We start from the raw sequence: 21,957 nt of genomic DNA, 5'->3' as shown, positions 1-21,957 counted from the left end.
AGCAGAAGCGCGGCGCCGGTCAAACCGATTTGCCGAAATTTCCGGGATCAACCCACCCAGCGGCGGGCGTTGCGGAACATCCGCATCCACGGGCTGTCCTCTCCCCAGTTTTCCGGGTGCCAGGACATCTGCACGCTGCGGAAAACGCGCTCCGGGTGCGGCATCATGATCGTGAACCGGCCGTCGGCGGTGGTCACCGCGGTCAGACCGTTCGGCGAACCGTTCGGGTTGTACGGATAGACTTCGGTCGGCTCGCCCTTGTTGTCGACATAGCGCACGGCGGACAGGCACTTGCCCTGATCGTCGGCGTTGTCGAAGACGGCGCGGCCTTCGCCGTGCGAGACGACGATGGGGATCTGCGAACCTTCCATGCCGGCGAAGAAGATCGACGGCGAATCCAGCACCTCGGTCATCACGAAGCGCGCTTCGAACTGCTCGACCTGGTTGCGGCGGAAGGCAGGCCAGTGTTCGGCACCCGGGATGATGGACTTGAGCGCGCTCATCATCTGGCAGCCGTTGCAGACGCCCAAAGCGAAGGTGTCCTTGCGCTTGAAGAAGGCGGCGAATTCGTCGCGGCAGCCGTCGTGCATCAGGATGGTCTTGGCCCAGCCCTGACCGGCGCCGAGCACATCGCCGTAGGAGAAGCCACCGCAGGCGACGAGGCCCTTGAAGTCCTTCAGCGTGACGCGGCCGGCGAGGATGTCGCTCATATGCACGTCGACCGACTGGAAGCCGGCGCGGTCGAAGGCGGCGGCCATCTCGTAATGGCTGTTGACGCCCTGCTCGCGCAGGATGGCGACGCGCGGGCGGCCGCTGATGTCCAGATAGACCTTGGTGAAATCTTCCTGCGCATCGAAAGTCACCTTCGGCGTCAGACCGGGATCGGCAACGTCGAGGATGCGGTCGAATTCCTGCTGCGCGCAGTCCGGGTTGTCGCGCATCGCCTGCATGCGGAAGCTGGTTTCCGACCAGGCGCGTTGCAGGTCCACGCGCTTCTCGCGCAGCACGCGCTTGGCGTTGCGGGTGACGCGGATTTCGTCCCACTCGTTGAGGTGACCGACGAAGTGGTAAGGCACGCCACAGGCGCGCAGGATCGGCGTGACCTTCTCGCGGTCGGCCCGGCGGATCTGGATCAGCGCGCCGAGTTCCTCGTTGAACAGGGCGCGGACGATGTTCTCGAAATCGCGGCCGGCCATCAGGTCCGGACGCTTCTCGGCGCCATCGACATCGAGTGCGGCAGCGTCGAAGCAGACGCCGTCGAGGTCGAGCGAGACGCCGCGGCGGCTGGCGAAGGCCATTTCGCAAGCGGCGACGAACAGGCCGCCGTCGGAACGGTCGTGGTAGGCGAGCAGCAGGCCGTCGCGATTGAGTTTCTGCACGGCGTCGAACAGGCCCTTGAGCTTGGCCGGTTCATCGACGTCCGGCGCATCGTCGCCGGTGGCGTCATAGACCTGCGCCAGACAGGAGCCGCCGAGGCGGTTCTTGCCGAGGTCGAGCAGCAGCAGTTCGGTTTCACCTTGCTCGGTGGCGAGCAGCGGGGTTTTCGTCTTGCGCACGTCGTCGACCGCAGCAAACGAGGTGACGATCAGCGACAGCGGCGACACCACCTGCTTCTTGACGCCGCCCTCGTCCCAGGCGGTGCGCATCGACAGCGAATCCTTGCCGACCGGGATCGACACGCCGATCTGCTTGCACAGCTCGGCAATGCCTTCGACCGTCGCGTACAGGCGGGCGTCCTCACCCGGCACGCCGCACGGCGCCATCCAGTTGGCCGACAGCTTGACCTTGTCCAGGCTGCCGACGTCGGCGGCGGCCAGATTGGTTAGCGCCTCGCCGATGGCCATGCGGCCGGAGGCCGGCGCATCGAGCACGGCAATCGGCGTGCGCTCGCCCATGGCGAAGGCTTCGCCGAGGTAGCCCTGGTAGCCCATCGTCGTCACGGCGACGTCGGCCACCGGCACCTGCCAGGGGCCGACCATCTGGTCGCGCGCGGTCATGCCGCCGACCGAGCGGTCGCCGATCGAGATCAGGAAGGTCTTGTCGGCGATGGTCGGCAGACGCATCAGGCGGTAGGCGGCGTCCTTGAGTTCGATGGAAACCGCGTCGAACGGCACGAAGGTCGACGGCTGCGACGTGACATCGCGCGTCATCCGCGGCGGCTTGCCGAGCAGCGCTTCCATTTCCATATCGACCGGATTGACACCGAAATGGGCGTCGGTCACGGTCAGGTGGCCGTCGCCGGTCGCTTCGCCGACCACGGCGAACGGGCAGCGCTCGCGCTCGCACATGGCCTGGAATTCGCCGATACGGTTCGGCGGAATGGCCAGCACGTAGCGTTCCTGCGATTCGTTGGACCAGATTTCAGCCGGCGACATGCCCGGTTCCAGGGTCGGCACCTTGCGCAGGTCGAACTTGGCGCCGACGCCGCCCGAGTGAGCGAGTTCCGGCAGGGCGTTGGATACGCCGCCGGCACCGACGTCATGCACGGAAAGAATCGGGTTGCCGTCGCCCGGGGTTTGCCCGTCGCCTTTCGGGCTTCCCAGTTGCCAGCAACGGTCGATGACTTCCTGGGCACGCCGCTGGATTTCCGGGTTGCCGCGCTGCACCGAGGCAAAGTCGAGGTCTTCGGCATTGACACCGGCGGTCATCGACGAGGCGGCACCGCCGCCCAGGCCGATCAGCATGCCGGGGCCGCCCAGTTGCACGAACAGCGTACCGACCGGGAAGGTTTCTTCCTTGAACGATTGCTCGGCCTGGATCGAACCAAGGCCGCCGGCGATCATGATCGGCTTGTGATAGCCGCGCACGGTACCGGCCACGTCCTGCTCATAGGTGCGGAAATAGCCGGTCAGGTTTGGACGGCCGAATTCGTTGTTGAAGGCGGCCGCGCCAATCGGGCCTTCGAGCATGATGTCCAGCGCTGAGGCGATGCGCGACGGGCGGCCGTAGGCCTTTTCCCAGGGCTGCGGCGCATCCGGCAGGTTCAGGTTGGAGACCGAGAAACCACAGAGGCCGGCCTTCGGCTTGGAACCCTTGCCGGTGGCGCCTTCGTCGCGGATTTCACCGCCGGAGCCGGTGGATGCACCGGGGAAGGGCGAAATGGCGGTCGGGTGGTTGTGCGTCTCGACCTTGGTCAGGATGTGGGTCAGCTCTTCCTTGTAGGAATAGCCGCGGTCGGCATCCGGGTAGAAACGCGGGATGGTCGCGCCCTCAATGATCGACGCGTTGTCGGCGTAGGCCATGATCGTGCCTTGCGGCGCGGCGGCATGCGTCTCGCGGATCATGCCGAACAGCGTCTTGTCCTTCTTCTGCCCGTCGATCACCCAGGAGGCGTTGAAGATCTTGTGGCGGCAGTGTTCGGAATTGGCCTGAGCGAACATCATCAGCTCGACGTCGGTCGGGTTGCGGCCGGCCTTGCTGAAGATATCGAGCAGATAGTCGACTTCGTCGTCGGAGAGCGCCAGGCCCAGCGTGCCGTTGGCTTCGACCAGCGCGGCCTTGCCGCCAGCCAGCACGTCGACAGTGTTGAGCGGCTTCGGCTCGAAATGGCGGAACAGTTCGCCGGCTTCGGCAAAACCGGCGAGCACCGATTCCGTCATGCGGTCGTGCAGCAGGCCGGCGACGATCTTCTTCTCGCCAGCGGTCAACGCCCGGTTTTGCCGCAAAACCACGTGGAAGGCGACGACGCGCTCGATGCGCTCGATCGCCGGTTCCAGGTCACAGTTGAAGGCGATGTCGGTGGCCTTGGATGACCACGGCGAAATGGTGCCGATGCGCGGCGCCACCAGGAACAGTTCGCCTTTATCTTCACCGGCCGGCACTTCTTCCAATAGCTTGGCCAGCTTGGCGCGCTCGTCGGCGGACAGCGCGCGCTTTTGTGCAATCACGTGCCAGTAGTCGGCAGAAACCGCCTCGATGTCACTCACCGCCGCATTCAGGCGGGCGAGCAGGCGTTGCAGGCGGAAGGCGGAAAAGGCGGCGTCGCCCTTGAGGCAAAGAATGTCGGCCATGAGGTGAATTCGGCGGTGGCGGAAAGGCGGGCATTATACCCGACGCCGTCACGGCCCCGCGCCGCCCCTTGCCGCCAGCCGCGTCGCGAGCTCACCAGTTGCTGCTGGCGCCGCCGCCCCCTGAATTGCCACCGCCCCAACTGCTGCCGCCGGACGACGAAGACGACGACGCAACGCTGCCCGCCGCCGCCACACTCTCCCGCACAAGCCTGGGGATGCGGTAGGAACTCGTCTTGCGCTTGCCGCAGAACTTGCAGACATGGACCATCTCGCCCCGCCCCTGGCTTTCGTAGCTCGCCTTCTCCAGCACGGTGTCGGATTCGAGCGTGTAGGCCAGACATTTGCACGACGGACATTTCTCGTACTTCGACTCGCTCCCCGGATAGGCCGAGGTCGCCGTCGCCCCGCAGGCCGAGCACAGCCAGACGTCGTGGTCGGCCGAGCGCAGCGTCTCCTCCATCTGCTGGGCGCGCGAGAGAAATTCGTCCTCCGCCGCCTCGTCGAGCTTGCGCATCGCCGCCCGGCACTTCGGACAGGCGCGTGGATGATTGCGGTAATGCGTCCGGCGCTGCCGCTGGAAGAAATAGTGGAACAGGAAAGGCAACGGAAAGAGGACGGCCATCCAGCCCCAGAAGGCTTGCTCGCGGGAAACCAGGCTGCCGGCGGCGAAATACTCGCCCCGGGCCGCCAGCTGGCGCAGCACCACCTGCTGCCGCCACGCCTGGAACGCCGCCAGCAGCGCGAAATACCCGTACAGCGCGGCGCCGCAGACGAGCAGCGGCGAGGCCAGCGGCAACAGGTTGCAGACGACGATGATCGCTGCCGGGCCGAGCGCGAAGCCAGCCAGCCAGGCTTGCCGCGACCAGCGCAGGACAGCGTGGGGGCTTTCCTCGGCAATATCGCCGGAAAAGTAGCCGTTGGCCGACTTGAAGCCGAAGGCCAGCACCAGCGCCACACCGCCCAATGCCGAGGCAGCGATACGAAACACCTCCCAGGGCGTCGCCTCGGCCGGTTGCGGAAGTTCCGCCAGGGCCTGGACCTGCGCCGGATCGGCCAGGATGCGTTCGACCTCGACGATACCAGCGAGCAGACCGCCGCCGAAATCGCCACGCTGGAAGGCGGGCACCATGAATTCGCGCTGGATGCGCTTGCAGACCACGTCCGGCAACGCGCCTTCGAGTCCGTAACCGGTATGGAGGCGGATCGCCCGCTGGTCGCGCACCAGCAGCACGAGCAGCCCATCGTCACGCCCGGCGTGGCCGATGCCCCAGGTCTCGAACAATTGCTGGGCGAAATCGAAAACTTCGGCGCTACCGATCGAATCGAGCGCCACCACCGCCACCTGCACGCCGTTGCGCTGCTCCAGCTGGCGCAACAGGGCATCGATGCGCGCCAGGTTTTCGGCGCCGATGATCTGGTCGGGATCGGCAACATGGCTGCCGTTGACCAGCCTTGGATTGGGCACGGTCTGCGGCGTGTAGGACGCGGCCCAGCCGGGCAGCGCAATCAGGCAGAACAGGAGGAGCAGGAGGCGCATTGCGAGACACCGGAAAAACCGTTGCGCCCCCCCGCCCGGGTTGCCGGAAACCACCCGCGCGCAAGGGACGGCAGGGCAAGGACAGCGGCAAGGCGCAATCGGCGCCGAGCGGGTCAGAAAACTGGCCGGCGGGCGCCACCGACCACCGTTCAGTCCTTGTATTTTTCGGTCTTGCGGCACAGTACGGAAACCGTGCCGTCGTTGTTGCGCTGGCTGTCCCGGTATTCAAGACCGACCGCTTCCAGCTTCTCGGCGAAGAACAGGCTCATCGCCTTCGCCCGCAGGGTCACCATCGCGTAATGTTCGGACTCGTCCTGCACCTGATATTCCATTGCAATCCCCGGTTATGTCAATTGGCATATTCTAACCGCAGACCGGGAATTGCTGACTACTTGCGGATCGGCGCGTTGCGCCCGGACATGCTGTCGCTCATCCGGTAGGCGGCGTCGATGAACAGTCCTTGCGGATTCTTGCGGCAGTACTGCTCGATGTTGCGCTCGACGGTACCGGCCGAAACGTCGGTGACCTGCTGCTTCTGGTTGGCGTAGTTGTGACCGCTGAGGAAACCGCGCGCCCAGGCGACCTGCGCGGCACGCCGGTCGGGATCGTCGGCCGCCAGCTTCCAGGCAGCGCAGGAATTGTCGTCGAAGGCGAGAATTTTCAAATCGGCCGCCACCGCTGGCACTGCCCCCATGGCGGCGAGCAGCAGCCCCACCGCGAGCTTGTTACCCATCACATTCTCCAGGATCGGGATAGTCACCAGGCAGAGCATAGACCAGCTTGCCGATGTCGGGAAATCCGCGCTCGACACCAATAGACCATAGAGAAGCAAAACTGAAATTTCAATAAACAAATATCACATATCGTAATTTTGAAAAAATCGATCAATAAAGTAAAAAATAAGTAAAATCCCCAATAGACAACAACAAACCACTCGACTCAACAACGGAGAACACATGAGCATCGCCATTCGCGTCGTATTGCTGATCGCCCTGTCCATTGCCGGCCTGATCGGCCTCGGCGGATTCAGCCTGTACCAGATGTCAAGCATCAACAGCGGCATCCGGCATACCAACGAGGTTCTGCTGCCCAGCATCCTCAAACTCGAAGAAACCCAGGTGGCCTTCCTGCGTGCGCGCCCCTATCTGCTCAATGTGTTGCTTGAAGTCGACCCAAGCCGCCGGGAAAGCTCGGTGGAAAAATTCAACGCGCTGATCGGCGAGATGAATACCGCCTTCGCCGACTACGAAAAACTGGCCTCGACCGAGCGCGACCGCGAACTGCTGGCGCGTGACGTGAAAACCGCCGAGGCGTATGCGATCTTCGCCCGCAATTACATGAATGCCGCCATGCAGGGCAAACGCGAGGAAGCGGCGGAAATTTCCCGCAACGCGGCGGACACCGTCAACGGCCTGTCCAACGCACTCACCGAGCACGCCAGGTACAGCCAGGAACTGGCCAGCGCCAACGCCAAGGAGGCCTACGACATCCACGCCGCGGCGCTGCGCAACCTGATCGTCGCCATCGTCGGCATCAGCCTGCTGGTTGCCGGCGTCGGCTTCCTGATCTATCGCCACGTTGCCGGCGGCCTCGGCCGTCTGGTCGAGGTCTTCGACCAGATCGAGAAGGAACGCGATTTCACCCGCCAGCTCGACGTCAATGGCAAGGACGAACTGGCGCGGGTCGGCCATGCCTTCAACGCCTTGCTCGGCAAGCTGCGCGACAGCTTCCGCCAGATCTCGAGCCAGGCCGACAGCGTCAACAGCGCCGCCCAGCGGGTATCGGCGGCGGCTCGCCAGATGTCCTCGGCGTCCCAGTACCAGAGCGAGGCAGCCTCCGGCATGGCCGCCGCGGTCGAGGAAATGACGGTCAGCGTCAACCACGTTGCCGACCGCGCCGAAGACACCCGCCAGCTCGCCAGCAACGCCGGTAAATTCGCCCATGAAGGCGAAGGCATCATCAACCAGACGGTGGACTCGATCAACGGCATCGCCAGCACGGTGCAAGGCGCCTCTGTTCAACTCTCCGACCTGGAACGGCAAAGCAGCAAGATCAGCAGCATCGTCTCGGTGATCAAGGAAATCGCCGACCAGACCAACCTGCTCGCGCTCAACGCGGCGATCGAAGCGGCGCGCGCCGGCGAACAAGGCCGCGGCTTTGCCGTGGTTGCCGACGAAGTGCGCAAGCTGGCCGAACGGACCGGTCAATCGACCCAGGAAATCGCGGCGACGATCGAACAGATGGTTTCCGGCGCCCAGGCCGCGGTCGCCAGCATCCACAGCGTAGAGGGCGCCGTGGCGACCGGCGTCAGCTACGCCCAGCAGGCGAACGGCGCCATGCAGAAAATCGGCGACGGTTCGCAGGAAACGATCGGCATGATCAGCGACATCACCAGCGCGATCCGAGAACAGGGCCAGGCCAGCACCGACATCGCCCAGCAGGTCGAGAAGATCGCCCAGATGACCGAGGAAAACAGCGCCGCCGCGCACTCGACCGCCAGCACTTCCGACGAGATGCTGCAACTGGCCGACCAGATGCGCCAGATCGTCGCCCAGTACAAGGTCTGAACGACTCTCCCACGCCAGACCGGGCCGGCCCTGCGCCGGCCTTTTTCATGGGCAGGAGGCGAAGGGCCCAGCGACAGGCGCGGATCGGATCAGCGGCCGCAGACAATACAACTCGCGACATGCGTTTGACCCATCGCACTTGCCAGGCCCGGATTCAGGAAAGCAACGCCTTGCGCGCAAGTGGGGCAATCAGGGAAAGAAGCAACACCGATACCGCGTAGCTGCGCCATAATGAAACAAACAATTCGCGCCCAAGCGCAGCGATTCAGGCCGGGCAATCCAGCAAAGAGGAGATGCAGAAGCCATGGCAAATTATGAAATGCGCAAGTTCGTCGTCCCCGAATTCATCTTCGGCGCCGGCGCCCGGCACCGGGTCGGCGATTACGCCCGGCACTTCAGCGCCCGCCGGGTATTGATCGTCTCCGACCCCGGCGTGATCGCCGCTGGCTGGCTGAAGGAGGTACAGGACGACCTGGAAAAAGTCGGCATTCCGTGGGTGGTCTTCCAGGCCCTGACGCCCAACCCCAAGGATCACGAAGTGATGGCCGGCGCCCTGCTCTATGCCCGCGAACACTGCGACGTCATCGTCGCCGTCGGCGGCGGCAGCGTCGTCGACTGCGCCAAGGGAATCGGCATCGTCCATTCGAATCGGTGCGACATCACCGCCTTCGAGGGCGTCGACCGGGTCAACATTCCCGGCCCGCCGCTGATCTGCATCCCGACCACGGCCGGTGCCGCCGCCGACGTCTCGCAGTTCTGCATCATCTGCAACACGCCGGGCCGCTACAAGATGGCCATCATCAGCAAGAGCATGGTGCCCGACGTTTCGCTGGTCGATCCCGAAACCACGCTGACCATGAATCCCTACCTGACCGCCTGCACCGGTCTGGATGCCCTGACCCATGCCATCGAGGCCTACGTATCAACCGCCAGTTCGCCGATTGTCGATCTGCATGCGCTGGCCGCCATCAAACTGCTCTGGCACAACATCGAGACCGCCGTCAGCCAGCCAACGCTGATGCCGGCCCGCGAAAACATGGTGCTGGGCAGCCTGCAGGCCGGCATTGCCTTTTCCAACGCCAGCCTCGGCGCGGTACACGCCCTCGCCCATCCGCTGGGCGGTTATCTCGATCTGCCGCACGGCGAATGCAACGCGCTGCTGCTCGAACACGTGATCCGTTTCAATGCGGCAACAGCGCCGGAGCGCTACCAGCAGATTGCCGAAGCCATGGGCATCGACCCGCGGGGCCTGAGCCCGCGCGAAATGGTCGGCCGCATCACCGATGCCATCCTCGCCAGGCGTACCCGGCTGGGCGTCCTCGGCAGCCTCGAAACGCGCGGCGTGCGCGCTGCCGACATCCCCGAACTGGCCAGCCACGCCGTCAAGGATGCCTGCCTGGTGACCAACCCGCGGCGGGCGACGATCAACGACATCAAGGTGATCTATGGTGAAGCCCTCTGACGTGAACGATGACGAGGCAACGCTCCAGGACATGATCGTCGGCTTGAGCGGGCGTTCTTTCCGCAAGAGCTACTACCCGCAACTCAGGCAGAATCTCGAGCACCTGGAACGCTTCCGGACGCTGCTCGACCACACTTCGGATTTCGTCATCCTGATCGCCCTGCCCGAGGACAGCGTCGCCGATGCCAATGCCGCGCTCGGCCAGTTGCTCGGTCGGCCGGTCGACACCCTGGTCGGCCAGCCTTTCCTGTCGCTGGGCCTGACCGATGCCGAAAACGTCCTTGCCGTACTGCACCGCGAGATGGAAGGCACCGGTGGCGACGGCGAATCGCCGGCCTATTCCCAGGTCGTCGCCTTCAGTTCGACCCAGGGCGCGGTCTGGCTGGAAATTTCTTATCGGCTGGCCTTGCTCGGCGAACGCAATTACGGTGTCCTGGTCGGCCGCGACGTCACCGATCGCCGCCGCAACGAGCAGATGCTGGCCGAAGCGCTGGCGGAAAAGGCGGCGCTGCTCGACAACGCGATGGTCGGCATCGGGCTCCTGCACAATCGGCGGATCGCCAGTTGCAACCGTCGTTTCGAGGAAATCTTCGGCTATCCCCCGGGGGGTATGCTCGACCTGTGCACCCGTCAGCTCTATCCCTCGGAAGCCAGCTTCCAGATGCTGGGCGACGAAGCCTACCGGCAACTGGCGCACGGTGAGAACTTCAGCCACACGCTGCCCCTGATCAAGGCCGACGGTAGCAGTTTCTGGGCCGAGATCACCGGCCATTCGCTGAATCCGGCGGCGCCGCAAGAAAGCAGCATCTGGATCGTCAACGACATCACCGAGAAGAAGCGGGCGCACGAACTGAGCGTTGCCAAGGAAGCCGCCGAAGCCGCTAACCAGGCGAAAAGCGCTTTCCTGGCCAGCATGAGCCACGAAATCCGCACCCCGCTCAACGCCATCACCGGCATGGTGCATCTGGTGATGCGTTCGGGCGTGACGCCGGAGCAGAAGGATCGCCTGGAAAAAATCGATGCCGCCAGCAAACACCTGCTGGAAATCATCAACGCGATCCTTGATCTGTCGAAGATCGAAGCCGGCAAGTTCACGCTGGAAACGGTACCGGTCAAGCTCAACGAAATCTTCAGCAGCGTCGCCACGATGATCGCCGAGCGCGCCCATCTCAAGGGGCTGAGCCTGCTCACCGAAATCCATCCGCTGCCCGACAACCTGCTCGGCGATCCGACCCGTTTGCGCCAGGCGCTGCTCAACTACGCCAACAACGCGGTCAAATTCACCGACCACGGCAGCGTCACCCTGCGCGCCAGCCTGCTGGAAAATACCGACGACCACGTCCTGGTGCGCTTCGAAGTCAGCGACACCGGCCACGGCATCCCGCCGTCCGCCCTGCCCCGCCTGTTTTCCAGCTTCGAACAGGCGGACAACAGCATCACCCGCAAATATGGCGGCACCGGCCTCGGACTTTCCATCACCAAAAGCATCGCCAAACTGATGGGCGGCGAGGTCGGCGTCAGCAGCGAACCGGAACAGGGCAGCACTTTCTGGTTCACCGCCCGCCTGCTCAAGGACAGCCGCAAACCGCCGGCCAGCGACCGGCATGCGGGCATCGACAGCGAAGCGATCCTGAAATCGACTTACGCCGGCGCCCGCATCCTTCTCGTCGAAGATGATCCGATCAACCGCGAAGTCGCCCAGATCATGCTGGGCGACGTCGGCCTGCGCATCGACCAGGCCGAGGACGGCACCGAAGCCGTGCGGCTGGCCGAAAAGAACGACTACGCGCTGATCCTGATGGACATGCAGATGCCCAACATGGACGGCGTCACGGCAACGCGCATCCTCAGGCAGGCGCAGCGGATGAAGGAAGTGCCGATCATCGCCATGACCGCCAATGTTTTTGCCGAAGACAAACGGAACTGCCTCGCTGCCGGCATGAACGACTTCCTTGCCAAGCCAGTCGATCCCGACGATCTCTATGACAAGCTGCTGATCTGGCTAGCGCGCACCGCCAACCGCGGCTAGTCGCCAAGGCCTTGCCGACTGCCCCATGGGCCCGCGCCGCGTCCGTGTTGACGACGGCAACGCTTAGAATGCCATCTTTTTCCCCTTCCCCCGCATGCGCCTCCTCCACACCTCCGACTGGCACCTCGGCCAGCATTTCATGGGCAAGAGCCGGCAGGCCGAGCATCAGGCGCTGATCGTCTGGCTACTCGAACAGGTAGCGGAACACAGTGTCGACGCGGTGCTGATCGTCGGCGACATCTTCGACACTGGCACGCCGCCGAGTTACGCCCGCGAGCTGTACAGCCAGCTGGTCGTGCGCCTGCACGAGGCGGGCGTCGCGCTGCTGCTGCTCGGCGGCAACCACGATTCGCCGGCGACACTGGGCGAAAGCCGCGAGCTGCTGGCCCGCCTGGGAACAACGGTGATCGCCGCGACGCACACCGATCCGGCGACGCAGGTGGTCGTCCTGGCGCAGCGCGACGGTGCGCCCGGCTGCATCGTCGCCGCCGTGCCCTTCGTCCGCCCGCGCGATGTGCTGCAGAGCCAGGCCGGGCAGAGCGCCGAAGACAAGCAGTTGTCGCTGCAGCAGGCGATCCAGCAGCACTACGACGCGGTCGACGCCGCCGCCCGGGCAAAAATGGCCGAGCTCGGCGTCACCCTGCCCGTCGTCGCCACCGGCCACCTGACCACGGTCGGCGCCAGTGCCAGCGAATCGGTGCGCGAAATCTACGTCGGCGCGCTCGAAGCCTTCCCCACCGCCGCCTTCCCGCCGGCCGACTACATCGCGCTCGGCCACATCCACCGGCCGCAGAAAGTCGGCGGGCTGGAACACATCCGCTACTGCGGCTCGCCGCTGGCGCTCGGCTTCGACGAGGCGAAGCAGCAGAAGGAAATGCTGCTCGTCGACCTCAACGCCAACGGCCTGCAGGCGGTGACGCCGCTGCCGGTGCCGCGCTTCCAGGGGCTGGTGGCGATCGCCGGCAAGCTCGTCGACCTGCCGGCGCAGATCGGCGCCGCCGCCGCCCAGGGCACGCCGGAACGCCCGACCTGGCTTGAAGTCACCGTCGCCGAGGACGACTACCTCGCCGACCTGCCGGCGCGCATCGAGCAGATGACCGACGGCTGGCCGGTCGAAGTCCTGCGCATCCGCCGCCAGCGCGGCAACGCCACCGCCCGCCTGGCAGCCGCCGCCAGCGAGACGCTGGACGAACTCGACCCGCACGAAGTCTTCGCCCGCCGCCTGCAGCAGGAGGAACTCGACGCCGAATTGCAGCAGGCGCTGAGCGAGCGCTATCGGCGCGTTCTGGCGGAAATCACCGCTCCCCTCGAATACGACGCTGACGCCGGGAAGGCCTGAACGCTCATGCAGATCGTCCTTATGCGTCATGGCCGACCGGCCATCGATACCACCCAGTGGCTCAACGCCAGGGACTTCGGCGCCTGGGTCGAGCGCTACGAAGCCGCCGCCATCGATCCCGCCTACCCGCCCCCGGCGACAGCGATCGAACAAGCCCGGCAAGCCGCTTATCTCCTGTGCAGCACACTCCCCCGCTCGCTGAGTTCGGCAAACGCACTGGGGATGGAAACCCCCGATGGCCATGATGCTGCCTTCCGGGAAATGGAAATGCCCAGCGCCGATTGGCGCTACCCCATGCTGCCAGTTACCGCCTGGGCCGTGTTGTTCCGTCTCGCCTGGACGTTCGGCTACCACCGCGATACGGAATCCTTTACCGCCGCCAAGGCCCGGGCTGACGACTGCGCCGATGTCCTGGCCCGGTTGGCGGTAGCACACGGCAAGGTACTGTTCATCGGTCACGGCACGCTCAACTGGTTCATCGCCCGGGCGCTGCGTCGGGCCGGCTGGCACAGCCCGGACAAGGCAGCGCGTCATCACTGGCAATCCGCCATTTTCAGCCGCACCACGCCCCAATCCCCATGAAGATCCTCTCCCTGCGCCTGAAGAACCTCAATTCGCTGAAAGGCGAATGGACCATCGACTTCACCCGGCCGCCGTTCGCCGACAACGCGCTGTTCGCGATCACCGGGCCGACCGGCGCCGGCAAGTCGACGCTGCTCGACGCCATCTGCCTCGCCCTCTACCACCAGACGCCGCGCCTGAAGACGATCTCGGCCGCCGACAACGACATCATGACGCGGCACACCGCCGACTGCCTGGCCGAGGTCGAATTCGAGGTCAAGGGTGCCGTGTACCGCGCCTTCTGGAGCCAGCGCCGCGCCCGCGACAAAGCCGACGGCGCGCTGCAGGCGCCGAAAGTCGAGCTAGCGGCCGGCGACGGCACCATCCTCAGCAGCCAGACCAACGACAAGCTGAAACGCGTCGCCGAAATCACCGGCCTCGATTTCCCGCGCTTCACCAAATCGATGCTGCTCGCCCAGGGCGGCTTCGCGGCCTTTTTGAACGCCAGCGCCAACGAACGCGCCGAACTGCTCGAAGAACTAACTGGCAGCGAAATCTACGGCGAAATCTCGCGCAAGGTCTTCGAGCAGGCGCGCGAGGCCAGGGACAAACTCGCCCAACTCAAGGCCCGCGCCGACGGCATGGAACTGATGAGCGACGAGCAGCGCGCCGCGATGCTGCAGGAAAGCACCGTGCTGGAAACACAGCTCGCCGACATCCAGCGCCAGCACGCGCAGACGCAAGCGCAGCGCCAATGGCGCCTTGATCTCGCCCAGGCCGAACAGGAAGTCACCGCCGCGCTCACCCGCCAGCAAACCGCCGACGCCGCGCTGACCGCCGCCGCGCCCGAACTCAAACGCCTGGCCGACAGCGAACCGGCCGCAGCGCTGCAGCCGCTGCACCAGCAATGGCAACAAGCCGACGCCGCCGTCCGCCAGATCACCGCCGAACGGCAGGCGCTGCACGGCGAACGCGCCCGCCTGCTGGCCGAACAACTGGCCGACCATCTCGCCGCCGCCAGCCATGCCGCCACCGTCGCCGCCCAGGTGCAACAGGCCCTGCAACAAAGCCGGCGCGAAGCGAAGGAGATCGACGACTTCTGCGCCGCCCACCCACAGCGCGCCCAGCTCGGCGAACGCCTCGGCGCCTGGCGCCAGCAGTTCGAACAGCGCGCCCGACTGGCCCGCGAACTCACTGCCCAGCAGCAAGCGCAACAGAAACTCGCCGCCGAGCAAGCCGCCAACGAACGGCAACGCGCCGCCCAGCAGTTGACGGTCGACACCGCGCAGAAGGCAAAAACCGCCGCCGACGCCGCGCTCGACGCCAGCCGCGCCGAACAGAACCAGCGCCTCGCTGGGCAGACACTGGCCGAGCTGCGCGCCCACTGGCAGCGCGAGCAGGCCGCCGGCAACCGCTGGCAGCAGCTCGACGCCCTCGCCCGCCAGCGCCGCGAACTCGCCGCCCAGCAGGGCGCGCAGGCGCAGCAACTGCAGCAGGGCGAACCGCAGATCGCCGCCCGGGAAAGCAGGCTGGTGGCGCTACGCGAGCAGCACAAGGTGCTAAACGCCCAGGTCGCCGACAAGCAGAAGCTGCTCGAACAGGAACGCCTGATCCGCAGCCTCGCCGACCACCGCCGCCAGCTCCAACCGGGCCAGCCCTGTCCGCTGTGCGGCGCGCACGAGCACCCGGCGATCGCCGACTACGCCGCGCTCGACGTCTCGGCCACCGAAGCCGCGCTGCAGGCGACGCAGAAGTCGCTCGCCGAGCTGGTCGAAAAAGGCCAGCAACTGCGCGACGAGCAGACCAAGGCCAAGACCGCGCATGCCGCGCTGCAGGAACAGCAGACGAAAACCGCCCGCGACCTCGCCCGCCTCGCCGACGACTGGCAGAACCAGCTCGCCGCGCTACCGGCCGGCACGCTGCCGGTCGACGCCTGGCAGGACGAACCAACTCTCGCCGCCGCCCGCAGCCAGGCCGAGCAGTCGCTCAACGCCCTCGCCGCCCGCCTGCAAGCCGCCGAACGCGGCGAACAGGCGGTCAACGCCGCCGCCAAAACCGCCGCCGACGCCGCCCAGGCCCTGCTCGCCGCCGGCAACCAACTGCAACTGCTGATCCAGGCCGGACAAGCCACCGAGCTGCGCCAGGCGGAAATCATCAAAGCCGGCCAGGGCATCGCCGCCGAACAGGCCGAACTCGACGCCCGGCTCAAGGTAACCCAGGCCGACATTCCCGCCGATCCCGCCGCCTGGCTCGCCGAGCGCGACGCCGAATGGCAGCACTGGCAGCAGACCCAACGCCGCCGCCAGGAACTCGCCACCCAGTTGGTCCAGCAACAGGAGCGCGCCGACGCCGCGCAGACCCAGGCCACCCACTGGGCCGAACAGGCCGCGCAACGACGGGCCGCCGCCGACGCCCACCCGCCGGCACCGGCCAGCGCCGAAGCCGACCCCGCCGCCGCCCTCGCCCGCTGCACCGAGCACCTCGCCGAACTCGGCCAGCAACTCGCCGCGCTGCAGGGCCGGCAGGCGCAACTCGACGCCAACCTCGCCCGGCAGCAGCAAACCCTCACCGACGCCGCCCGCGCCTGGCAAACGGCGCTCGCCGCCAGCCCGTTCAAAGACCTCGACGCCTACGCCGCCGCGCTGTTGCCGCCAGAAGAACGCCAGCGTCTGCAGCAAGCCCGGGAAACCCGGCAAGCCGCCAAGCAGCAGGCCGACGCGCTACTCCAGGCGGCCCGCGAAAAGCTCGCCCGCCTGCACGCCACGCCCGTCGTCGCGACGGCAAGCGACGACACGCCTAACGCCGGCGGCGAAACCGAAGTACCGCAGCTCGCCGACCTCGACGCCGCCCTCGCCCGACTCGACCAGCAACGCCGCGAACTCAGCGAACAGCTCGGCGCCCGGCGCGCCCTGCTCACCCGCGACCAGGAGGCACGGCAGAGCCAGCAGGCGCTATTCAAGGAAATCGCTGCGCAAACCGCCGACGCCGATCTCTGGCAGCGCCTCGACGGCCTGATCGGCTCGGCCAGGGGCGACAAGTTCCGCAAGTTCGCCCAGGGACTCACCCTCGACCACCTGCTGCACCTCGCCAACGGCCACCTGGCCCGCCTGCACGGCCGCTACCTGCTGCGCCGCAAGAGCAGCGGCGAACTCGAACTCGACATCGTCGATAGCTGGCAGGGCGAAGTCGCCCGCGACACCCGCACCCTCTCCGGCGGCGAAAGCTTCCTGGTCAGCCTGGCGCTGGCCCTCGCCCTCTCCGACCTGGTCAGCCACAAGACCAGCATCGACTCGCTCTTCCTCGACGAAGGCTTCGGCACGCTCGACGCCGACACCCTGGAAATCGCCCTCAACGCCCTCGACACGCTCAACGCCAGCGGCAAGATGATCGGCGTGATCAGTCACGTCGACGGCATGAAGGAGCGGATTCCGGCGCAGATCCGGGTGGAAAAGGGCGGCGGGGTCGGCTATTCGCGACTGCGGATCTAGGCAGCCGTCCCGCTCACCCCGCCGCCGCCGCCGCTGCCGTCCGCTGCGGCGCCGGCCACACCAGCCACAGCGCCGCGCCGGCGATCATCAGGCCGCCGAGCCAGGCTTCGCCGGCCAGCGATTCGCCCAGCCAGAGGACGGCGAAGAGCGCGCCCCACAGCGGTTCGCTGCCGAGCAACAAGGCGACCTTGCTCGGGCTGCCGGCGGCGAGCGCGCGGTTCATCGCCCAGAAGGCGAACAGCGTGCAGGCCAGCGTCAGCCAGGCGATGGCGCCCCAGAATTCCAGGTTCGTCGGCAGCGTCGGCAGGCCGCCGGCGAAGCACGGGGCGACGGCCAGCGCGCCAGCGCCGACAAGCAGGCCCTGGGCCGCAGTCAGGCCCATGCTGTCGATGGCGCGGCCGGCGGTCAGGCGCGTCGTCAGGCAGGTCTGGAAGGCGCGGATCAGCGCCGCCAGCAGCATCAGCAGGTCGCCCGGGTTGAGGCTGCCGCGGCCGATGCCGGTGAGCAGCGCGGTGCCCAGCAGCGACAGCGCGCCGGCCAGCCAGAGGCGGGCGCCGGGGCGCTTGCCGAACCACGCCCACTCGACCGGCGGCGTCAGCAGCAGGCAGAGGCTGACCAGGAAAGCCGCGTTGCCGGCGCTGGTCTGCGCCACGCCGGCGGTTTCGGCCAGGAAGATGGCGAGCAGGCCGAGGCTGGTCGGCAGCGCGACGAGGAAGGTGTCGCGCCGTTGCGCAGCCGGCAGCGCCAGCCAGTAGCGGGCGAGCAGCAGCGCGGTGAGCAGGAAGCGGATGGCGATCACGCCGGCCACCGGGTAGTGCAGCAGCGCCGTCTTGACGACGCTGTAGCTGCTGCCCCAGATGGCGGCAATGAGCAGCAGGAGCGGTTCGGGGGGCAGGCGGCGGAAAAACATGGGGCGGTCCTCATCAGGTCAGGCCGCCAGTATGAAAGGGGGTGATTTCGGCGATAATCCATCGCCAAAGCAAATGATCTGTGCCCTATGAGAACAAATGAACTCCTGCCGCTGTTGCCCGACCTGGCCGTGCTGGTCAATGTCGTCGAAACCGGTTCCTTCAGCGCCGCCGCCCGCCTGCAGGGCGCGACGCCGTCGGCGGTCAGCCGGCAGATCGCCCGGCTCGAGGCGGCGCTCGGCCTGACATTGCTCGAGCGCAGCACGCGCCGGCTGCGCCTGAGCGCCGGCGGCCAGGAAGTCGTGCGCCACGCCCGGGTCATGCTCGACGCCGCCCGCGCCGCCTGCGACGGGGCGGCCGGCCACGCCAGCCGGGTCGAGGGGCGGGTCCGCCTGGCGGCGCCAAAGGCAGCGCTGCGCCAGTTGATCCACCCGCGCCTGCCGGAACTGCTGGCGGCGCACCCGCAACTGGCGCTCGAACTGCAGGTCACCGACCAGGTCGTCGACCTGATCGCCGAAGGCGTGGACATCGCGCTGCGCCTGGGCGATCCGCCACCGGGTTACGTCGCGCGGCCGTTCATGGAGGTACGCACCCTGCTCTACGCGACGCCGGCCTACCTGGCCGCCGCCGGCACGCCGCAGCAGCCGGCCGACCTGGCCCGGCACAGTTGCCTGCACCTGGCCGAACTGCCGGGCGACGACGAATGGTGCCTGGTCAGCGGCGACTGGCGCCAGGTGGTCAACGTGCGCGGGCGTTACGCCAGCAACCACAGCGAGATGCGCCGCGAAGCCGCCGAGGCCGGGCTGGGCATCGCCTGCCTGCCCGATTTCAGCGTCCGCCGCCAGGTCGCCGACGGCACGCTGCTGCGCGTGCTGCCGGAGTGGCAGTTGCTCGGCCGCTACCAGGGCAGCAGTTGGCTGGTGTATACCGCCGACCGCTACCGGGCGCCGCGGGTGCGGGTGGTGGTCGATTTCCTGTTGCACATCGCCGACCAGCTCGGGCGCGGCCAGCCGGTCAACTGACGCCGCGCTCAGGCGGCCTGGCAGCTTTCGACGGAGTTCATCGCCGGCGGTGCTTCGCTGACCGCCACCACCCGGTTGCGTCCGCTGCGCTTGGCCTGGTAAAGCGCCACGTCAACGCGCGCCACCAGTTGCTGCAGCGACTCGTCGGCGAGATATTCGGCACAGCCGAGCGAAATGGTAACCTGGCCGGCGCCAGGAAAATCGGTCGCCGCAATGTGGGCGCGCAGTTTCTCGCCCAACTGCACCGCACCGGCAAGCTGGGTTCCCGGCAACAGGATGACGAACTCCTCGCCGCCGTAACGCGCCAGGAAATCCTGTCGCCGGAGGATGCTGCGCGCTTCCGCGGCCAATCGCTCGAGCACGGCATCGCCGACCGGATGACCTTGGGTGTCGTTGATCCGCTTGAAATAATCGATATCGAAGATCAGGGCCGACAGGCTCTCGCCGGTACGCCGCACGCGTTCCAGCAGCCATTGGCCATGGTCGTGGAAACGCCGCCGGTTGGGCAGATTGGTCAGCGAATCCAGCGTGGCGACGAGAACCAGCCGACGTTCGGCGCTGCGCCGCGAGCGGTCGATCGATTCCTGGATGACCGCGGTGAAGGCGACCAGCATGGAAATGAAGGCGCTGATCAGGACACAGAACAGACCGAACTGCTGCAGCGGATTGTTGGCGATGGTCAGCGCCAGACAGTAACCGATCAGGAAGGGGACAAAATAGCCGAGCAGGATCTGCACGCGCGCCACCTTGCCACCGATCCACGGGCTCAGGATCGAGCGCAGGAAACTGCGGTGGGCGCCGCTCAACAGGATGCCGGCGCCAACCATGCTGCCGCCGAGCGCCGTCGTCATCGCCATCTGCCCGTAAAACTTGTCGATCCCGTAGGCGTAACCGGTTAAGGAGATCATCGGAAAACCGAGGCCGACAAAGGCCAATTGCTGGGCCAGGGCATAGCGCTTGCAGCCGATGGCGATCAAGGCCAGAGCGAAACACAGGCACATCAGCGCCGTATTGATGCCGGTCGATATCGGATGGCCTGCAGCCGCCTGTTCAGCCAGTTGGCGACTGAACGGCGTCAGCCAGTCGAGCAGCGTCACGCCTTTCGCCAGTTCGAGCAGGCGTAGCGAGACCAGGGTCACGACGAACACCCCGGCAAGCACCACGACCCGGTTGCTTTGCCGCGGATGCCAGCAGAAAGCGCCGAGACCGAGCACGAGCAAGGCCACGGCGCTCAGCGGATGCGTCGCCGGGCCACCGAGCATGGGACGGAAAAACACTTCGAGGCCAAGCGCGTAACCGGCCAGGATGAGCAGGGAAAAGAGCGCGCCGGCAAGCCCCAGGGGCCGCACCAGACTGAGCGCCCGAATGATTTGCGGAAAACGCATCGATACCCCGGAAAAATGCAGGAAGAATGGCGCGGCAGAGGGTATCACCAAAGTAATAGCCGAGCTATGCCAAAGGCGAAAAACATGCCATCGATTTGACCTACATCAAACCATGCTCCCAGAATGGCTATTGATGGAATGTACAAACAAAAACCCCCGCAGTTTCCCGCGGGGGTTTTTCCGACGCCACCGGACGGCTGTCCGGTGCGCCAGCGGATCTGATCGATCAGGCAACCTTCTTGGCGGCAGCCTTCGGGGCAGCGACGTTGGCGGCCTTGATGGTCGCTTCGGTGGCGGCGGAAACGCTGGCTTCGGCAACTTCGGCAGCCTGCTTGGCAACCTTGTTCAGGCCGTCCATCGCTTCGTTGGCCGACTTCATCGCGGTCTTGACCGCAGCGACGGCGACTTCAGAACCAGCCGGAGCGGATTCCAGGGCCTTTTCGACCATGCCGGAAACCTTGGCGCTGGTGTCGGCAACATGGGTTTCGACTTGCTTGGCGATCTTTTCCTTGGCATCGGTGGCGATGGCGATCACGTTGCGCGAGTACTCGATGCCCTTTTCCAGCGTCGGCGCGGCCAGTTCCTTCTGGACTTCGACGAAGGACTTGAAATCCTTGACGCCGAGCAGCGTGTTGACGTTGCTGACGAAAGCTTCGAAAGCGGAACGCGAGGCGGCCAGGTTCAGGACGGCCAGACGCTCGATGCCGTCGAACGTGGTGTTGGCGAAGAACAGGGCGAAATTGAAGCCGGACTTGGCGAACTCTTCGGGTTTGATCATGATGAATCTCCTGGATGGGTTGGGGGCGTATCGGTCTTGAAACAGTCCTGCGGAACTCACACCATCAACATGGTGCAATGCAGCATGATTCAATTCTATCCATCGACGAAATGGAGTCAAGCGCTTTTTGTGCGCCGCACCATTTTTCGTTCAGCAGGACAGCTTCGGGTAGAAAATGCTAGCCTGCCGAGGTTGCAGGCTGACGACAGCCCGATGACCGCCGCCCCGGGATCACCACATCGGGCCGCCGCCCTGCCCCGGCCCTCCGTTGCCACGCCCCGGACCGCCACCGCCCATCGGCCGCCCACCCCGCGCCCGCCTTGCGCCCGGCGTGGCGCATCCGGCATCGAGCGAGGGAACGGTGGCAGCGAGCACGCGATCGGCGACTTCGCGCTGGCGTGGATTGAGCGTCTGGTAGAGCCTGGTCGCGGCGTCCTGGATTTCCTCCATGGCCGACAGCCGATTGCGTACCACGTCAAGCTTGCCGGCAAGCTGCTGCACGGCCGACTGACTGGCCCGCTGGGCGCTGCCGCGAGCCTGATCGGCGAGCAAGGCGCCGAGCGCTTCCTGATAGTCGTCCCAAAGCGGCTGTTGGGCCGGGGTCAGGGCGAGCGCCGCCGCCAGCCGCGCCAGTTTCTCCTGGAGCGGATCGGCCATCGGCATCGCGCCTTCTTCCGCATCCTGCCCCGGTAGCATCTCCGGCCGCTCCCCTGGCCCGGAAGGGCCGCCCAGCGGGGCGCAGGCGACGAGGTTGAAAGCGAGGAGGAAGATTGCGAGGGGGCGTCCGGGAAAGCTCATGGTTACTCATCGTTGTTGTCGATAACGGCGAATTTTCCGCGCAGCCTGGGTTAATCCGGGTAAGCCGGGGTAA

15 protein-coding genes are annotated in these 21,957 nt (G+C 66.1%); 7 read left to right on the top strand and 8 right to left on the bottom strand.

Going from position 1 to position 21,957, the window contains the following annotated elements; all coding sequences use genetic code 11:
- Nucleotides 1–47 precede the first annotated feature (47 nt).
- From purL to ACLIIZ_RS11550, 4 genes are all read right to left on the bottom strand, one after another.
- Nucleotides 48–4,010: a phosphoribosylformylglycinamidine synthase gene (purL, locus tag ACLIIZ_RS11565; protein WP_416692278.1), complete on the bottom strand. Its 3,963-nt coding sequence runs from the start codon at nucleotides 4,008–4,010 to the stop codon at nucleotides 48–50.
- 91 nt (nucleotides 4,011–4,101) lie between these two features.
- Complete coding sequence (locus tag ACLIIZ_RS11560; protein ID WP_416692277.1) at nucleotides 4,102–5,547, bottom strand: TPM domain-containing protein; 1,446 nt, start codon at nucleotides 5,545–5,547, stop codon at nucleotides 4,102–4,104.
- 149 nt (nucleotides 5,548–5,696) lie between these two features.
- Entirely contained in the window at nucleotides 5,697–5,879 is a 183-nt protein-coding gene (locus tag ACLIIZ_RS11555; RefSeq protein ID WP_416692276.1) for a hypothetical protein, read from the bottom strand.
- Between the two features lie 56 nt (nucleotides 5,880–5,935).
- A complete protein-coding gene (locus ACLIIZ_RS11550) occupies nucleotides 5,936–6,280 on the bottom strand; it encodes an HdeA/HdeB family chaperone (protein ID WP_416692275.1) in 345 nt (114 codons plus the stop codon).
- 223 nt (nucleotides 6,281–6,503) lie between these two features.
- Here ACLIIZ_RS11550 and ACLIIZ_RS11545 point away from each other — a divergent pair, with 223 nt between their 5' ends.
- From ACLIIZ_RS11545 to ACLIIZ_RS11520, 6 genes are all read left to right on the top strand, one after another.
- A complete protein-coding gene (locus ACLIIZ_RS11545; protein WP_416692274.1) occupies nucleotides 6,504–8,114 on the top strand; it encodes a methyl-accepting chemotaxis protein in 1,611 nt (536 codons plus the stop codon).
- Between the two features lie 304 nt (nucleotides 8,115–8,418).
- Nucleotides 8,419–9,576, top strand: a complete 1,158-nt coding sequence (gene ercA / locus ACLIIZ_RS11540; RefSeq protein ID WP_416692273.1) for an alcohol dehydrogenase-like regulatory protein ErcA — start codon at nucleotides 8,419–8,421, stop codon at nucleotides 9,574–9,576.
- Nucleotides 9,563–11,605, top strand: a complete 2,043-nt coding sequence (locus ACLIIZ_RS11535; RefSeq protein WP_416692272.1) for a response regulator — start codon at nucleotides 9,563–9,565, stop codon at nucleotides 11,603–11,605. The genes ercA and ACLIIZ_RS11535 overlap by 14 nt, the downstream gene beginning before the upstream one ends.
- 94 nt (nucleotides 11,606–11,699) lie before the next feature.
- Nucleotides 11,700–12,944 carry an exonuclease subunit SbcD gene (gene sbcD / locus ACLIIZ_RS11530; protein WP_416692271.1) on the top strand — a complete coding sequence of 415 codons (1,245 nt, stop codon included), beginning with the start codon at nucleotides 11,700–11,702 and terminating at the stop codon, nucleotides 12,942–12,944.
- 6 nt (nucleotides 12,945–12,950) lie between these two features.
- Nucleotides 12,951–13,526, top strand: a complete 576-nt coding sequence (locus ACLIIZ_RS11525; RefSeq protein WP_416692270.1) for a histidine phosphatase family protein — start codon at nucleotides 12,951–12,953, stop codon at nucleotides 13,524–13,526.
- Nucleotides 13,523–16,993 carry an AAA family ATPase gene (locus ACLIIZ_RS11520; protein WP_416692269.1) on the top strand — a complete coding sequence of 1,157 codons (3,471 nt, stop codon included), beginning with the start codon at nucleotides 13,523–13,525 and terminating at the stop codon, nucleotides 16,991–16,993. Before ACLIIZ_RS11525 ends, ACLIIZ_RS11520 begins: the two co-directional genes overlap by 4 nt.
- A 13-nt stretch (nucleotides 16,994–17,006) precedes the next feature.
- Here ACLIIZ_RS11520 and ACLIIZ_RS11515 read toward each other — a convergent pair whose 3' ends face one another.
- Nucleotides 17,007–17,903 (bottom strand): DMT family transporter, encoded by an 897-nt coding sequence (locus ACLIIZ_RS11515; RefSeq protein WP_416692268.1) that lies wholly within the window; start codon nucleotides 17,901–17,903, stop codon nucleotides 17,007–17,009.
- A gap of 87 nt (nucleotides 17,904–17,990) precedes the next feature.
- Between ACLIIZ_RS11515 and ACLIIZ_RS11510 the strand changes: the two genes are divergently transcribed.
- A complete protein-coding gene (locus tag ACLIIZ_RS11510; RefSeq protein ID WP_416692266.1) occupies nucleotides 17,991–18,923 on the top strand; it encodes a LysR family transcriptional regulator in 933 nt (310 codons plus the stop codon).
- An 8-nt stretch (nucleotides 18,924–18,931) separates the two neighbouring features.
- Here ACLIIZ_RS11510 and ACLIIZ_RS11505 read toward each other — a convergent pair whose 3' ends face one another.
- The 3 genes from ACLIIZ_RS11505 to ACLIIZ_RS11495 all read right to left on the bottom strand — a co-directional run bounded on the left by ACLIIZ_RS11505 (nucleotide 18,932) and on the right by ACLIIZ_RS11495 (nucleotide 21,884).
- On the bottom strand, nucleotides 18,932–20,308 hold the full coding sequence (locus ACLIIZ_RS11505; protein WP_416692265.1) for a GGDEF domain-containing protein: 1,377 nt from the start codon (nucleotides 20,306–20,308) through the stop codon (nucleotides 18,932–18,934).
- A gap of 226 nt (nucleotides 20,309–20,534) precedes the next feature.
- Nucleotides 20,535–21,086 carry a phasin family protein gene (locus ACLIIZ_RS11500; RefSeq protein ID WP_416692264.1) on the bottom strand — a complete coding sequence of 184 codons (552 nt, stop codon included), beginning with the start codon at nucleotides 21,084–21,086 and terminating at the stop codon, nucleotides 20,535–20,537.
- Between the two features lie 231 nt (nucleotides 21,087–21,317).
- Nucleotides 21,318–21,884, bottom strand: a complete 567-nt coding sequence (locus ACLIIZ_RS11495; protein WP_416692263.1) for a Spy/CpxP family protein refolding chaperone — start codon at nucleotides 21,882–21,884, stop codon at nucleotides 21,318–21,320.
- Nucleotides 21,885–21,957: the final 73 nt, after the last annotated feature.

It is taken from the genome of Azonexus caeni (assembly GCF_048146105.1).
In the GTDB taxonomy this organism is placed as follows: domain Bacteria; phylum Pseudomonadota; class Gammaproteobacteria; order Burkholderiales; family Rhodocyclaceae; genus Azonexus; species Azonexus aromaticus_B.
This window is presented reverse-complemented; position numbering and strand designations above follow the sequence as displayed.